Annotated in this window: 10 protein-coding genes and 1 pseudogene; 9 read left to right on the top strand and 2 right to left on the bottom strand. The window is 72.2% G+C overall.

Translation table 11 applies throughout. The features are described from left to right. The first annotated feature begins 698 nt into the window (after nucleotides 1–698). From ACH4NX_RS00865 to rmdA, 3 genes are all read left to right on the top strand, one after another. Entirely contained in the window at nucleotides 699–1,646 is a 948-nt protein-coding gene (locus tag ACH4NX_RS00865; RefSeq protein ID WP_351394950.1) for an SCO0930 family lipoprotein, read from the top strand. Between the two features lie 228 nt (nucleotides 1,647–1,874). Further along, complete coding sequence (locus tag ACH4NX_RS00870; protein ID WP_351394642.1) at nucleotides 1,875–2,687, top strand: SAM-dependent methyltransferase; 813 nt, start codon at nucleotides 1,875–1,877, stop codon at nucleotides 2,685–2,687. Continuing rightward, nucleotides 2,684–4,828, top strand: a complete 2,145-nt coding sequence (gene rmdA, locus ACH4NX_RS00875) for a cyclic Di-GMP phosphodiesterase RmdA (protein WP_398127263.1) — start codon at nucleotides 2,684–2,686, stop codon at nucleotides 4,826–4,828. Before ACH4NX_RS00870 ends, rmdA begins: the two co-directional genes overlap by 4 nt. Nucleotides 4,829–4,996: 168 nt before the next feature. On the opposite strand, the gene ACH4NX_RS00880 is transcribed toward rmdA, so the two are convergent. After that, complete coding sequence (locus ACH4NX_RS00880) at nucleotides 4,997–5,881, bottom strand: LysR substrate-binding domain-containing protein (protein WP_351394648.1); 885 nt, start codon at nucleotides 5,879–5,881, stop codon at nucleotides 4,997–4,999. 131 nt (nucleotides 5,882–6,012) lie between these two features. Between ACH4NX_RS00880 and ACH4NX_RS00885 the strand changes: the two genes are divergently transcribed. The 6 genes from ACH4NX_RS00885 (at nucleotide 6,013) to ACH4NX_RS00910 (ending at nucleotide 12,125) form a co-directional block, all read left to right on the top strand. Beyond that, complete coding sequence (locus ACH4NX_RS00885; RefSeq protein ID WP_351394953.1) at nucleotides 6,013–6,684, top strand: succinate dehydrogenase; 672 nt, start codon at nucleotides 6,013–6,015, stop codon at nucleotides 6,682–6,684. Between the two features lie 2 nt (nucleotides 6,685–6,686). Further along, a complete protein-coding gene (locus ACH4NX_RS00890; protein ID WP_398127264.1) occupies nucleotides 6,687–8,636 on the top strand; it encodes a fumarate reductase/succinate dehydrogenase flavoprotein subunit in 1,950 nt (649 codons plus the stop codon). Next, complete coding sequence (locus ACH4NX_RS00895) at nucleotides 8,633–9,382, top strand: succinate dehydrogenase/fumarate reductase iron-sulfur subunit (RefSeq protein WP_351394654.1); 750 nt, start codon at nucleotides 8,633–8,635, stop codon at nucleotides 9,380–9,382. The genes ACH4NX_RS00890 and ACH4NX_RS00895 overlap by 4 nt, the downstream gene beginning before the upstream one ends. Before the next feature lie 215 nt (nucleotides 9,383–9,597). Then, nucleotides 9,598–10,368, top strand: a complete 771-nt coding sequence (locus tag ACH4NX_RS00900; RefSeq protein WP_398127265.1) for a GNAT family N-acetyltransferase — start codon at nucleotides 9,598–9,600, stop codon at nucleotides 10,366–10,368. Beyond that, nucleotides 10,368–11,189: a lysophospholipid acyltransferase family protein gene (locus tag ACH4NX_RS00905; RefSeq protein ID WP_351394660.1), complete on the top strand. Its 822-nt coding sequence runs from the start codon at nucleotides 10,368–10,370 to the stop codon at nucleotides 11,187–11,189. Before ACH4NX_RS00900 ends, ACH4NX_RS00905 begins: the two co-directional genes overlap by 1 nt. A gap of 72 nt (nucleotides 11,190–11,261) precedes the next feature. Then, a complete protein-coding gene (locus ACH4NX_RS00910) occupies nucleotides 11,262–12,125 on the top strand; it encodes a PRC and DUF2382 domain-containing protein (RefSeq protein ID WP_351394663.1) in 864 nt (287 codons plus the stop codon). A gap of 81 nt (nucleotides 12,126–12,206) precedes the next feature. On the opposite strand, the pseudogene ACH4NX_RS00915 reads toward ACH4NX_RS00910, so the two are convergent. Next, nucleotides 12,207–14,540 (bottom strand): annotated as a pseudogene (locus ACH4NX_RS00915) (ATP-binding cassette domain-containing protein); the annotation flags it as partial. Nucleotides 14,541–14,561: the final 21 nt, after the last annotated feature.

Genomic DNA, 14,561 nt, shown 5'->3' on the forward strand with positions numbered 1-14,561 from the left:
GGGGCTGGGCGTCGGCGTCGGCGTGGGCCGGGCCGGTGCCGGCCGGGGGGCGGGCGGAGGCTCGGGTTCCGGGGTGGGCGGCGCCGGTGGCTCGGGCCTCGGCGCGGGCGGCGGGGGAGTGGGCTTCGGAGACGGAGACGGAGACGGAGGCGGTGGTGGGGGTGGGGGTGGGGGTGGAGGCGTGGGAGTAGGGGCGGGAGGCGGCGTCGGGGAGGGCTCGGGGCACGGCGGGAAGGTGGGCCAGGAGGCGCTCCCGGCGACCGCCACCGCGTCGGTGCCGCCCGGTCCGGTCGACACATACGCACAGGCGTCGGCCTGCGCCGTGCCGATCGGGACGCCGACGAGCGTGAAGGTCAGCGTCACGAGGGCCAACACCCGCCCGGCGGAGGCGGGTCGGATCGGTTCGGGTCCATGCACGACGCAGATCATCGAGCCTGGCGCACCGGATCACGCCCGATTACCGGATGATTACCCCGAAGGGGGGACAGGGGGCGACCGGCGGTTTGACCAGCGCACACCCGCCCGCGCCTCGGCTCGCACCCGCGTACGGACGGGTACCCCGCGTGGCGACGGGCGGAGCCGGGGCCCGGAAAGAAGTCCGCGCCCCGTTGAACACAACCCGCTTCCCCGCGCGTACCCAGTGTCGTGCGGCGGCGCGGCGGCCGTTCCAACACCTTCGTGACGATCGGGGATTGACGATGAAGACCTCCTGGCGGAGCGCCTCACTCGTGGCGAGCGCCGCGGTGGTGCTGGCTCTGACGACGGCGTGCGGCCAGGACGGCGGCAGCGCCCCCGGCAGCCAGAACGTGGGCGCCACGGCCGCGCCCGGGGACGTCGGCGACATCAGTACCGGCGCAGGCGCCGGACTCGGGACCGGCGCGGACGGCGCGCGGGCGACGGCGAGCCCGCTGGAGTCCGCCGGCAAGCTGTCCGTCTCCACCGACGCCGAGATCGGCGAGTTGGTGACCGACGGAGCGGGCCGCACCCTCTACCGCTTCGACGCGGACACCGCCAAGCCGCCCAGGACGACGTGCGAGAACGACTGCGCCACCGCCTGGCCCCCCGTGGCCGCCGACGACGCCCTCGCCGGTGAGGGCATCGACAAGGCACTGCTCGGCGAGGTCGCCCGGCCCGACGGCAGCAAGCAGCTGACCATCGGGGGCTGGCCGGCGTACCGCTACGCCAAGGACACCGCCGCCGGCGACGTCTTGGGCCAGGGCGTCGGGGGCAAGTGGTACGCGCTGGCCGCGGACGGCAGGAAGGCCGAGGCGAAGGAGGCGGCCGGGCTGTCCACCCGTGACGATCCGAAGCTCGGTGAGATCGTCGTCGACAAGAACGGCATGACCGTCTACCGCTTCATGAAGGACGAGGCCTGGCCGGAGCCGGTGTCGGCGTGCACCGGCGCCTGTCTGGAGAAATGGCCGGTTGTGGCGCCGGTGGAGCCCGATGACACCGAGGGCGTCGTGAAGAAGGACCTGATGACCTTCACCCGGCCCGACGGCGCCGAGCAGCAGACGGTCGACTGCTGGCCGATCTACACCTTCGCCGGCGACAAGGAGGCCGGCGACACCAACGGTCAGGGCGTCGGCGGCACCTGGTACGCCGTCTCGCCCGACGGAAAGCCGGTCGGCGCGCCGAAGAAGTAGCGACCCTCCCGCCCGCCTGCCTTCAGCGCGCGACCAGCGGACCGTCCCCTTCGCACCCAGGCGGAGGGGACGGCCCTGTTCGCGTGCTTTGGTATGCCTTGGCGTACGGCACGTGCCCCGGGCAGTGACCGGTAACGGATGGTCAATTTCCGTTTGGACTCGCTCGTTTGGCGGGCGATCAGTAGCCTCGGCTCGAACACCGGATCGCCTATGCCCCTGGAGAGCTAGATGGAGCGTCCCGCCTGGGCCCCCCGCAGCATCGACATCTCGGTGCCCAGCGTGTCCCGGATCTACGACTTCTACCTGGGCGGTTCGCACAACTTCGAGGTCGACCGGGAAGCGGCCCGCAAGGCCATGGAGTTCATGCCGGGACTCCCCAAGATCATGCAGGCCAACCGGGCGTTCATGCGCCGCGCCGTGCGTTTCGCGGCCGACGAGGGCATCGACCAGTTCCTCGACATCGGCTCCGGCATCCCCACCTTCGGCAGCGTCCACGAGGTGGCCGGACGCGGCCGCCCCGGTGCCCGCGTCGTCTACGTCGACCACGACCCGGTGGCGGTCGCGCACAGCGAGGCCGTCCTGGCGGGCGACGACGACGCGGACGTCGTGGCCGCCGACCTGCTCAAACCGCGGGAGATCCTCTCCAGCCCCCAGGTGGAGCGGCTGATCGACCTGAATCGGCCGGTGGCCCTGCTGTTGGTTGCCATACTGCACTTCGTGGAAGACGCGGACGACCCGTACACGGCGGTGGCCGAGCTGAGCGAAGCGCTCGCCCCCGGCAGCCTGCTCGTCCTCACGCACGCCTCGTACGAGGGGATCCCACTGCCCGCCGAGCGGGCCACAGGCGCGGTGGACGTGTACAAGGACATCCGCAACCCGCTGATCATGCGTTCGCGCGAGGAGATCGCGCGGTTCTTCGAGGGGTACGACATGGTGGAACCCGGACTGGTTCCGATGCCGCGCTGGCGGCCCGAAGAGGCGCCGGAGGAAGCGGACCCGTACGCGTTCTCGGGGTTCGCCGGCGTGGGGCGTACGGCGTGACGGCGGAGCCGGACGGGGCGGAGGACAGACTCCGCCGGTTCGCGACGATCTGGAGCCGGGCGGTGTTCCCGGTGACCTCCACGTCGTCGACCCGGCCGGAGTTCGAGAAGCGACTGGTGCCGCTGGCCCGCCGGCTGAGCGAGGTGCTGCGGGCGCGGAGCTTCGACGCGCCGGAGGCCAGGGCCGTCGGCGCGGCGCTCGTCGACTCGCACTGCACCGACCCCGAGGCGCTGGCCCGGACGCTGGACTGCGTCGACGCCTACCTCGTCCTCTACTGCGGTGACGGCGGCGATCCGGAGGACCTGCGAGCCCGCTCGGCGCGGCTCCAGCACGCGATGGCGGCCGGGTTCGCCGCGGCGCTGCGCGCACGGACCCTGGCCGAACAGGAGGCCATCGCGCAGGCCGCCCTGAAGGCCCAGGGTGTGGTGGCCGAGGCACTGCACGCCAGCGAGGCCCGCTTCCGCGCGGTCTTCGAGGGCGCCGCCATAGGCATCGGCATCGCCGACCTGGAGGGCAACGTGCTCCAGGTCAACGAGGCGCTGATGCGGATGTTCGGCGTCGCCGGCCCGACGCTGGGCGGCCGCAGGACGACGGAGTGGACGCACCCCGACGATGCTCCGCAGACCTGGCGGCTCTACGACGAGCTGGTGCGCGGCGAGCGCGAGCACTACCACGTCGAGAAGGCCTTCTACCGGCCCGACGGAACGGTCCTGTGGACCAACCTCACCGTCTCCCTGCTGCGTGACGCCGACGGCATCCCGCAGTATCAGCTCGCGCTGATGGAGGACACCACCGAGCGCCGGCTGCTCAATCTGCGACTGCGCTACGAGGCCACGCACGACGCGCTCACCGGCCTGCCCAACCGCAGCTTCTTCTTCGAACGCCTGGAGAAGGCCCTGAACGCGGGGCCCGGCCAGCGCTTCGGCCTGTGCTACCTCGACCTCGACGGTTTCAAGACCGTCAACGACAGCCTCGGCCACGCGGCCGGCGACCGGCTGCTCGTGGAGGTCGCCGACCGTCTGCAGGCCTGCGCCACCGCGCCCGGCGAGATGGTCGCACGCCTCGGCGGCGACGAGTTCGTCGCGCTCACCACCGGCCCCGGCACCCGGCACGAGGCCGACGAGCTGGCCGGGCGCATCATGAACGCGCTGCTCGCCCCGATCAGCATCGACGGCCGCGAACTGACCGTGCGCGGCAGCATAGGCGTCGTCGAGGGACCGGCGGGCGAGCGCAGCCCGGCGGAGGTGCTGCGCAGCGCCGACATCACCATGTACCGGGCCAAGTCGGCGGGCGGCAACCGCTTCGAGCTGGCCGACCCGGAGGCCGACGCCCGGGTGATCACCCGGCACGGCCTGACCACCGCGCTGCCCGCGGCCCTGGAACGGGGCGAGTTCTTCATCGAGTACCAGCCGTTGGTGCACCTCGGTGACGGCAGCGTGCGCGGCGCCGAGGCACTGGTGCGCTGGCTGCACCCGCAGCACGGGGTGCTCGGCCCCGACCGGTTCATCCCGCTCGCCGAACACACGGGCCTGATCGTGCCGCTGGGCCGCTGGGTACTGGAGCAGTCGGTGCGGCAGGCCCGTGCCTGGCGGGAGCGGTACGGCGAGACGACCGCCGCGGGCCCGCTGCGGATCAACGTCAACCTCTCGCCCTGCCAGCTCACCCATCCCGGCCTGGTCCAGGACACCGTCGACATCCTGGAGCGGACCGGCGTCACGCCCGACGCGCTGTGCCTGGAGGTGACGGAGTCGGCACTCATCGGAGCCGACGACGACCTGCTGAAGCCGTTGCGCCGGCTCGCCGAGATGGGCGTCGACATCGCCCTGGACGACTTCGGTACCGGCTACTCCAACCTCGCCAACCTGCGCAGGCTGCCGGTGAGCGTCCTCAAGCTGGACCGCTCCTTCACCCAGAGCATGCAGCAGTTCCCGGCGGACCCCGTCGATCTCAAGATCGTCGAGGGCATCGTCGCCCTGGCCCACAGCCTGGACCTCGCGGTCACCGTGGAGGGCGTGGAGACCGGCGCCCAGGCCGAACAGCTGCGCATACTCGGCTGCGACACGGCCCAGGGCTGGTACTACGCCCGCCCGGGCCCACCGGAGCGACTGCACGAACTGGCCCTGGTGGACGCGACGGCCTGAATCCCCGGGCGCCTTGTCACGGGCGTCGGGGGAGCGCCCGTTCAGGGGCGCGGGACTGTTCCCATGCGCGGCTCCGCCGCGTGGGCGTGAGCAGCCACGACGAGCCCGTAGCCCCGGACGGCGCCGAACGGCAACGGCGCCTCCGGGCAACCCCGCGCGGCCGAACCGTCACCGCTCGAGCAACATCCGCTGCAACTCCCGGGCCGCCCGGGGCGGAGCCACATCGCTGCGGTGGGCGAGCGCGATCGTCCGGTGCAACCCCGGCCGAGCCAGCGGAGTGACCCGCAGCCCCCGCCCCGACCGTGCCGCCACCATCCGGGGCACCACGGCCATCCCCAGCCCCGCCCGTACGAACCCCAGCACGGCGTCCATCTCCCCGCCCTCCACCGCGAAGTCCGGCTCGAACCCCTCGGCACGGCACGCGGCCACGGTCAGTTCCCGCAGGTCGTATCCGTGCCGGAACATCACCAGGCGCTCACCCTCCAGGTCGGCGACGCGCACCGCGCGCCGTCCGCCGCCCGGCCGGGGCGACTCCGGGGACGACACCACCACCAGGTCCTCCCGCAGCAGCTCCACCGTGGTCAGCGCCGGCGACGCGGTGGGCAGCGGGAGCACGACCAGCGCCAGGTCGAGGGCGCCGCGCGCCAGCTCCCGCACCAGGTCGTGCGAGCCCCCCTCCTCGATCATCAGCTGGATGCCGGGATACCGGTCGTGGAACGCGCGCAGCACGTCCGGCAGCAGTCCGGTGCACAGGCTCGGGGTGGCGCCCAGCCTGACCCGGCCCCGGCGCAGCTGCGCCAGCTCCAGCACCTCGTGGCGGGCCGTGTCCGCGTCGGCCAGGATGCGCCGGGCCAGTGGCAGCAGCGCCTCCCCGGCGTCGGTGAGCGTGATGTTGCCCCGCGCCCGCAGGAACAGGTCGGCGCCCAGCTCCCGCTCCAGCGCCTTGATCTGCTGGGACAGCGACGGCTGGGCCACGTGGACCGTCTCCGCGGCCCGGGTGAAGTGCCGGGTCTCGGCGACCGCCACGAAGTACTGGAGTTGTTGCAACTGCATACTCCGAGCATACGTCCCGGATAGGAGCAGCCTATGGAAACAAGGCGCTCCATGTCTTGGACCGATGAGGGCCCGGCCCCGTAGCGTCCTGTGCCATGGCTCTGGCAACGCGGACGGACCGACGGCCGTCCCTGGCGCGCACCGTGTGGGACTCGACCGTCGGCAAGAAGACAGTGATGGCGGTCAGTGGTCTCGTCATGCTGCTCTACCTGGTCGCCCACATGATCGGGAACCTGAAGATCTTCTTCGGGACCAGCGAGTTCAACCACTACGCCCACTGGCTGCGCACGGTCGGTGAACCGTTCATGCACTACGAGTGGACGCTGTGGCTTGTCCGCGTGGTGCTGGTCGTCGCCGTCGTCGCCCACGCCGTCTCCGCGTACCAGCTCAGCCGCCGCGACATCAAGGCGCGGCCCAGCAAGTACGTGCACAGCAAGCCGCGCTCCAGTTACGCGACGCGCACCATGCGGTGGGGCGGGATCATCCTCGCCCTGTTCATCGTCTGGCACATCCTGGACCTGACCACCGGCACCGTGCACTCCGGCGGCTTCGAGACCGGCAAGCCCTACCAGAACGTCGTGGACACCTTCTCCACCTGGTACGGCAACGTCATCTACATCGTGGCGGTCCTCGCCGTCGGCATGCACGTCCGGCACGGCTTCTGGAGCGCCGCCCAGACCCTCGGCGCCGGCAGCCGCACCCGCGACCGAGCCCTGAAGACCATCGCGAACGTCCTCGCGCTGCTGCTCACGGCCGGCTTCGTCGCCGTCCCCGTGGGCGTCATGACCGGAGTGGTGAGCTGACCATGACTTCCTACGCCGACTACACGACCGGAGAGCCGGTCGCCGACACCAAGGCCCCCGCCGGGCCGGTCAACGAGCGCTGGGACACGCGCCGTTTCGAGGCGAAGCTGGTCAACCCCGCCAACCGGCGCAAGCAGACCGTCATCGTCGTCGGCACCGGCCTCGCGGGCGGCTCCGCCGGCGCGACCCTCGCCGAACAGGGCTACCGCGTCGTCCAGTTCTGCTACCAGGACTCCCCGCGCCGGGCCCACTCCATCGCCGCGCAGGGCGGCATCAACGCCGCGAAGAACTACCGCAACGACGGCGACTCCGTCCACCGCCTGTTCTACGACACCGTCAAGGGCGGCGACTTCCGCTCCCGCGAGTCCAACGTGCACCGGCTCGCGCAGATCTCGGTCGAGATCATCGACCAGTGCGTGGCCCAGGGCGTGCCCTTCGCCCGCGAGTACGGCGGCCTGCTCGACACCCGCTCCTTCGGCGGCGTCCAGGTCTCCCGTACGTTCTACGCCCGGGGGCAGACGGGCCAGCAGCTGCTCCTCGGCGCCTACCAGGCCCTCAGCAGGCAGATCGCGGCCGGGAACATCGAGATGCACCCGCGCACCGAGATGCTCGACCTGATCGTCGTGGACGGCCGGGCGCGCGGCATCGTCGCCCGTGACCTGATCACCGGGAAGATCGACACGTACTTCGCGGACGCCGTGGTCCTGGCCAGCGGCGGCTACGGCAACGTCTTCTACCTCTCCACCAACGCCATGAACTCCAACGCGACCGCCGTGTGGCGGGCGCACCGGCGCGGTGCCTACTTCGCCAACCCCTGCTTCACGCAGATCCACCCCACCTGCATCCCGCGCACCGGCGACCACCAGTCCAAGCTGACGCTGATGAGCGAGTCGCTGCGCAACGACGGCCGGATCTGGGTGCCGAGGGCCAAGGGCGACGACCGCCCGCCGAACAAGATCCCCGAGGACGAGCGCGACTACTACCTGGAGCGCGTCTACCCGTCCTTCGGCAACCTGGTGCCCCGTGACATCGCCTCCCGCGCCGCGAAGAACGTCTGCGACGAGGGCCGGGGCGTGGGCCCGGGCGGCCAGGGCGTCTACCTGGACTTCGCCGACGCCATCAAGCGCATGGGCCGCAAGGCGGTCGAGGCCAAGTACGGCAACCTCTTCGACATGTACCAGCGGATCACCGACGAGGACCCGTACCGGGTGCCCATGCGGATCTACCCCGCCGTGCACTACACGATGGGCGGGCTGTGGGTCGACTACGACCTCCAGACCACCGTCCCCGGCCTGTTCGCCGTCGGCGAGGCCAACTTCTCCGACCACGGTGCCAACCGGCTCGGCGCCTCCGCGCTGATGCAGGGCCTGGCCGACGGCTACTTCGTCCTGCCGGCCACCATCAACGACTACCTGGCCCGCAACCCCCACAAGGACGAGGTCGACGACGGCCACCCGGTGGTGCAGGAGGTGCTGGCCGAGACCGAGGACCGGCTCAACCTGCTGCTCTCCGTGGACGGCGACCGCACCCCGGACTCCTTCCACCGCGAACTCGGCGAGCTGATGTGGGAGCTGTGCGGCATGGCCCGCACCGACACCGGCCTGCGCAAGGCCCTGGAGCGCGTTCCGCAGATCCGCGAGGAGTTCTGGCGGCGCGTCAAGGTGCCCGGCACCGGCGAGGAGTTCAACCAGTCGCTGGAGAAGGCCAACCGCGTCGTCGACTACCTGGAGCTCGCCGAGCTGATGTGCCTCGACGCGCTGCACCGGGCCGAGTCCTGCGGCGGGCACTTCCGCGAGGAGTCCCAGACCCCGGACGGCGAGGCGGCCCGCAGGGACGACGAGTTCGGGTACGCCGCCGCCTGGGAGTTCGCGGGCACCGGCGAGGCCCCCACCCTGCACAAGGAAGACCTGGTCTTCGAGTACGTCCACCCCACCCAGCGGAGCTACGCATGAAGCTCACCCTGCGCGTCTGGCGGCAGAAGAACGCCGACGCCGACGGCGCCATGTCCACGTACGAGGTGGACGGCATCTCCCGGGACATGTCCTTCCTGGAGATGCTCGACACCCTCAACGAGGAACTCATCCTCAAGGGCGAGGACCCCGTCGCCTTCGACCACGACTGCCGCGAGGGCATCTGCGGTGCCTGCTCGCTGGTCATCAACGGCGACGCCCACGGCCCCGAGCGCACCACCACCTGCCAGCTGCACATGCGGTCCTTCCAGGACGGCGACACCATCGACATCGAGCCGTGGCGGGCCTCCGCCTTCCCGGTCGTGAAGGACCTGGTCGTCGACCGTTCGGCCTTCGACCGGATCATCCAGGCCGGCGGCTACATCACCGCGCCCACGGGCGCCGCGCCGGAGGCCCACGCCGCCCCGGTGCCGAAGCCGGACGCCGACTTCGCCTTCGAGCACGCCGAGTGCATCGGCTGCGGTGCCTGCGTGGCGGCCTGCCCGAACGGGGCGGCGATGCTCTTCACCTCCGCGAAGGTCAACCACCTCGGCGTCCTGCCGCAGGGCGCGCCCGAGCGGGAGACCCGGGTGCTGGACATGGTGGCGCAGATGGACGACGAGGGCTTCGGTGGCTGCACCCTCGCCGGCGAGTGCGCGACGGCCTGCCCGAAGGGCATCCCGCTGTTCTCCATCACCAGCATGAACAAGGAGTGGCTGCGGGCCACGCGCAAGGTGGCCAAGCGCTAGCCGCTCGGAACGTTCGCCGAAAGGTGCGGACGGACGGGGCCGGGGGAGGTGCTCCTCCCGGCCCCGTCTCGCTTCTCGCCCCTGGCATTCAGCAGCCGCACATCCACTCTCCCGGCCCAGGTCACGCACCGGCCAACCGGCAGCGGAAGAACAGGTGCGGCGGACCGTACCGTCGTTCCGCCGTCCCCGCCCCGGCCCGTGACCAGGAGAGTGCCATGACCGGCGTACTGACCGCAGACCGTCCCCAAAGGCCCGCCGCACCCCGCCGCTACACCGTCGCCCTCGCCCGCGACGAGGACGACGTGCGGGCCGCGCAGCGGCTGCGGCACGATGTCTTCGCCGGGGAGATGGGCGCGCTGCCGGCGAGCCCGCGGCCCGGGTACGACGTCGACCCCTTCGACGCGTACTGCGACCACCTGCTGGTGCGGGAGGAGACGACCGGGCAGGTCGTCGGCACCTACCGGCTGCTGCCGCCGGAGCGCGCGGCGGCCGCCGGCCGGCTGTACGCGCAGAGCGAGTTCGACCTCGCGGCGCTGGACGCGATACGGCCCGGTCTGGTCGAGGTCGGCCGTTCCTGCGTGCACCCCGGCCACCGCGACGGCGCCGTCATCGGGCTCATCTGGGCCGGTATAGCCCGCTACATGACCGAACGGGGCCACGAGTGGCTGGCGGGCTGCTGCTCGATCCCGCTCACCGACGGCGGCGCCCTCGCCGCCGGCACCTGGGACCGGGTGCGGGCCAGGCACCTGGCACCCGAGGAGTACCGGGTACGGCCGCTGCTCCCGTGGATTGCGGACACGGCGGGGCCGGCGGCCCGGACCGAACTGCCGGCCCTGCTGCGCGGCTACCTGCGCCTCGGGGCCTGGGTCTGCGGGGAACCCGCGCACGACGTGGACTTCGGCGTCGCCGACCTGTACGTGCTGCTGCCGATGAGCCGGGTCGACCCGCGCTATCTGCGGCACTTCCTCTCCCTCGTCCCGGCCTGATGAGTGCCTGGCTGCCCGCCGCGCCCTGCACCCCGGGGCAGTGCGTGGAGCGGTCCCGGGCCGCGGCGGCCGTGCCACTCGCCGTGCTGCGGCTCACCGCGGTCGCGGTACTGCTGTTCGCCGGTGTCGCCGTCGTGCTGACGTCGCTCGGGCGGGGGCGCCCCCGGCGGTGGGGGACGGTCCCCGCCGTGGTGGTGCGGTGCTGGTGCCGGTGGATCGTGCGGGCCGCCGGCGTCCGGGTCCGCGTCACGGGCGCCGCCCCGCCCGGTGGCGGGCTGCTTCTCGTCGCCAACCACGTCTCCTGGCTCGACGTCCCCCTGCTCGCCGCCGTGCGCCCGGCCAGGATGCTGGCCAAGAGCGACATCAGGCGCTGGCCGGTGGCGGGCCCTATCGCCGCCCGCGGGGGCGTGCTCTTCATCGAACGGGACCGGTTGCGGGCCCTGCCGGACACGGTCGCCACGATCGCGGAGACCCTGCGCGAGGGTGCCGCGGTCGCCGTCTTCCCCGAGGGCAGCACCTGGTGCGGGCGCGCCCAGGGCCGCTTCAGCCGGGCCGTCTTCCAGGCCGCGCTGGACGCCGGGGTGCCGGTCCAGCCGGTCCGCATCCGGTACCGGAGCGGAGAGCGGGCGGTGAGCACGGTGCCCGCGTTCGTCGGCGAGGATACCCTGCTCGCCTCCTTGTGGCGGGTGGCGTCGGCGCGCGGGCTGACCGCGGAGGTGGAGGTACGGCCGGTGATCGCGCCGGACCGCCATCCCGACCGCCGTACGCTCGCCCACGCTGCCCAAGGGGAAGCACCTTCGAAAAGTATGTGCGCTTTGTGACGTATGTGCCGTTTCCGTACTGCTGATGAGGACATCCGGAAGGCAGGCACTCCGGAAGGAGGGTGATGCCAGATGATCACCCGTGAAGAGATCGCCAACGTCCTGGACCATCCGGTCTACGACGGGGACGGCAACAAGATCGGCGACGCCAAGCACGTCTTCTTCGACGACATGACCGGGCGTCCCGAGTGGGTGAGCGTCAAGACGGGCATGTTCGGCTCCAACGAGTCCTTCGTGCCCATCCGTGACGCCTCGCTGGTGCAGGACCACCTCGAGGTCCCCTACCGCAAGGACCAGGTCAAGGACGCGCCCAATGTCGACGTCGACGCGGGCGGCCATCTGTCGGAGACCGAGGAGCACCGGCTCTACGACTACTACGGCATCAACTGGGACAGCGTGCTCTCCGAGGCCGAGCGCACCGACGACGGCCGCTGGGCCGCGGGTACCGGCACCGCGGGAGCCGCGGGAGCCGCCGGCACGGCCGGCACGCCGGCCGGTACCACCGGCTACCAGGACGCCCAGGACCGCACGGGCACGCGCGACGACGCCATGACCCGCTCCGAGGAGCAGATGCACGTGGGCGTCGAACGGCGTGAGTCCGGCCGGGCCAGGCTGCGCAAGTACGTGGTCACCGAGGAGGTCCAGCAGACCGTCCCGGTGAGTCACGAGGAGGTGCGGGTGGAGCGCGAGCCGATCACGGACGCCAACCGTGACCAGGCGCTCTCCGGGCCGGAGATCAGCGAGGACGAACACGAGGTCACGCTGCACGAGGAGCGACCCGTCGTCGAGACCGAGACGGTGCCGGTGGAGCGTGTGCGGATGACCACGGAGGAGCGGACCGACGAAGAGACGGTACGCGGCCAGGTCCGCAAGGAGCGGATCGAGGCCGAGACCGAGGCCATCACCGACGACGACACCCGGCGGGGACGCCAGTAACCGCACTCCGCCGTCATCGCGGAGGCGTGGGGGGGGGGGGGGGCGGGGGCCGCCCCCCCCCCCCCCCCCCCCCACGCCCCCGTTCAGGGCCTCGGCCAGATAGGGCGCGGTGGCGCTCGCGCTCACCCGGGCCACCTCGGCCGGCGGCCCCGCGGCGACGATCCGCCCACCCGCCTCGCCGCCGCCCGGCCCCAGATCGATCACCCGGTCGGCAACCGCCACCACGGTCATGTCGTGCTCGACGACGACCACCGTGTGCCCGGCGTCGACCAGCCCGTGCAACTGACGCGTCAGCACCTCGACATCGGCCGGATGCAGCCCCGTCGTCGGCTCGTCGAGGAGGTACAGGGTGTGACCGCGGCGCCCCCGCTGCAGCTCGCTCGCCAGCTTGATGCGCTGCGCCTCCCCGCCGGACAGCTCGGTCGCCGGCTGGCCGAGCCGCAGATGGCCGAGCCCGACGTCGAGCAGCGCGGCCAGGCTGCGCGCCACCGCCGGTGTGTCCGTGTCCGCGAAGAAGTCCGCCGCCTCCTCCACGGTCAGGTCCAGCACCTCGGCGATGTTCCGCCCCCGGTACGTCACCTCGAGCGTTCCGGGGTTGTAGCGCGCCCCGGCGCACTCCGGACACGGTGCGTAGGTACTGGGCAGGAACAGCAGCTCCACGCTGACGAAACCCTCGCCCTGACAGGTCTCGCAGCGGCCCCCCGGCACGTTGAAGGAGAACCGGCCCACACCGTAACCCCTCTCCCGCGCCTGGTCAGTGGCCGCGAAGACCTTGCGCACGACGTCGAAGAGGCCCGTGTACGTGGCCAGGTTGGAGCGCGGGGTGCGCCCGATCGGCCGCTGGTCGACGGAGACCAGCCGGCCCACCCCCGGCAGGTCCTGGGTGATCTCGCCGACGAGCGTCGACTTCCCGGAGCCGGACACCCCCGTCACCGCGGTGAGCGCGCCGAGCGGGAACTCGGCGGTCACCCCGCGCAGGTTGTGCCGGGTGACCGGACCGACCGTCACCGTCCCGCGCGGGACGCGCGCCTCACGGACGGGTGCGGGGGAGCGGTCGAAGAGGTGGCGGGCGGTCGCCGACTCCCCGACACCGGCCAGCCCGGCGACCGGACCGCTGTACAGCACCCGCCCGCCGTGCTCGCCGGCCCGCGGGCCGACGTCCACGATCCAGTCGGCGCCGCGCATCACGCCGAGGTGGTGCTCCACCACGAACACCGAGTTGCCGGCCGCCTTCAGCCGCTCCAGCACCGTCAGCAGTGCCTCGGTGTCCGCCGGGTGCAGTCCCGCGGACGGCTCGTCCAGCACGTACACGACCCCGAACAGCCCGGAGCGCAGCTGCGTCGCCAGCCGCAGCCGCTGCAGCTCGCCCGCCGACAGGGTGGGTGTCGCACGGTCGAGGCTCAGATAGCCGAGCCCCAGCTCGACGACGGGCGCGATGCGGGAGACCAGGTCCCCGGTGACCACCCGGGCCGTCTCGCCTTCCGTCGGCAGCGCCTTCGCCAGTTCCGTGAGCGGCAGCGCGGCCAGCTCGGCGATGGAACGGCCGCCGACCGTCACCGCCAGGGCCTCGGGCCGCAGCCTGCCGCCGCCGCAGACCGGGCAGGGCGCGCTGGTGAGGAAGCGCTCCGCCCTCGCCCGCAGCGTGGCGCTCTTCGAGTCCGAGAACGTCTTCATCACATACCGGCGGGCGCTCATGTACGTGCCCTGGTAAGGCCGCTGGACGCGGCCCGCGTCCCGCACCGGGTGCACCGTGACCACCGGCTGCTCGTCCGTGAACAGGATCCACTCCCGCTCCCCGGCGGGCAGCTCGCGCCACGGCCGGTCGACGTCGTGACCGAGCGCGTCCAGGACGTCCCGCAGGTTCTTGCCCTGCCAGGCGCCCGGCCACGCGGCGATCGCGCCGTCCCGGATGGACAGCGACGCGTCCGGGACCAGCAGCTCCTCCGTCGTACGGTGCACCCGCCCGAGCCCGTGGCACTCCGGGCAGGCCCCCGCGGCCGTGTTCGGCGAGAAGGCGTCGGAGTCGAGCCGCGCCGCGCCCGGCGGGTAGTCGCCGGCGCGGGAGAACAGCATCCGCAGGGAGTTGGAGAGGCTGGTGACCGTGCCGACCGAGGAACGGGACGTCGGCGCCGCGCGGCGCTGCTGCAGTGACACGGCGGGCGGCAGCCCGGTGATCTCACCGACCTTCGGGGCGCCGACCTGGTGGATCAGCCTGCGGGCGTACGGCGCGACCGACTCGAAGTAGCGCCTTTGCGCCTCCGCGTAGACGGTCCCGAACGCGAGCGACGACTTCCCCGAACCGGACACACCGGTGAACACGGCCACCACGTCCCGGGGGACGTCCACGTCCACACCCCTGAGATTGTGCTCACGGGCATCGCGCACCCGGACGTACGGGTCGTGGGGGCTGTGCATGGCGGGGAACTCCGTACGGTG

Origin of the sequence: Streptomyces sp. NPDC017225, assembly GCF_044331465.1 — a bacterium.
Lineage (GTDB): Bacteria > Actinomycetota > Actinomycetes > Streptomycetales > Streptomycetaceae > Streptomyces.

Coding starts and splice junctions, on each gene's coding strand:
- ACH4NX_RS00880 (WP_351394648.1), bottom strand. CDS start 5,881: ATGCAGTTGCAACAACTCCAGTACTTCGTGGCGGTCGCCGAGACCCGG.
- ACH4NX_RS00905 (WP_351394660.1), top strand. CDS start 10,368: ATGAGTGCCTGGCTGCCCGCCGCGCCCTGCACCCCGGGGCAGTGCGTG.
- ACH4NX_RS00865 (WP_351394950.1), top strand. CDS start 699: ATGAAGACCTCCTGGCGGAGCGCCTCACTCGTGGCGAGCGCCGCGGTG.
- ACH4NX_RS00900 (WP_398127265.1), top strand. CDS start 9,598: ATGACCGGCGTACTGACCGCAGACCGTCCCCAAAGGCCCGCCGCACCC.
- ACH4NX_RS00910 (WP_351394663.1), top strand. CDS start 11,262: ATGATCACCCGTGAAGAGATCGCCAACGTCCTGGACCATCCGGTCTAC.
- ACH4NX_RS00895 (WP_351394654.1), top strand. CDS start 8,633: ATGAAGCTCACCCTGCGCGTCTGGCGGCAGAAGAACGCCGACGCCGAC.
- ACH4NX_RS00890 (WP_398127264.1), top strand. CDS start 6,687: ATGACTTCCTACGCCGACTACACGACCGGAGAGCCGGTCGCCGACACC.
- ACH4NX_RS00870 (WP_351394642.1), top strand. CDS start 1,875: ATGGAGCGTCCCGCCTGGGCCCCCCGCAGCATCGACATCTCGGTGCCC.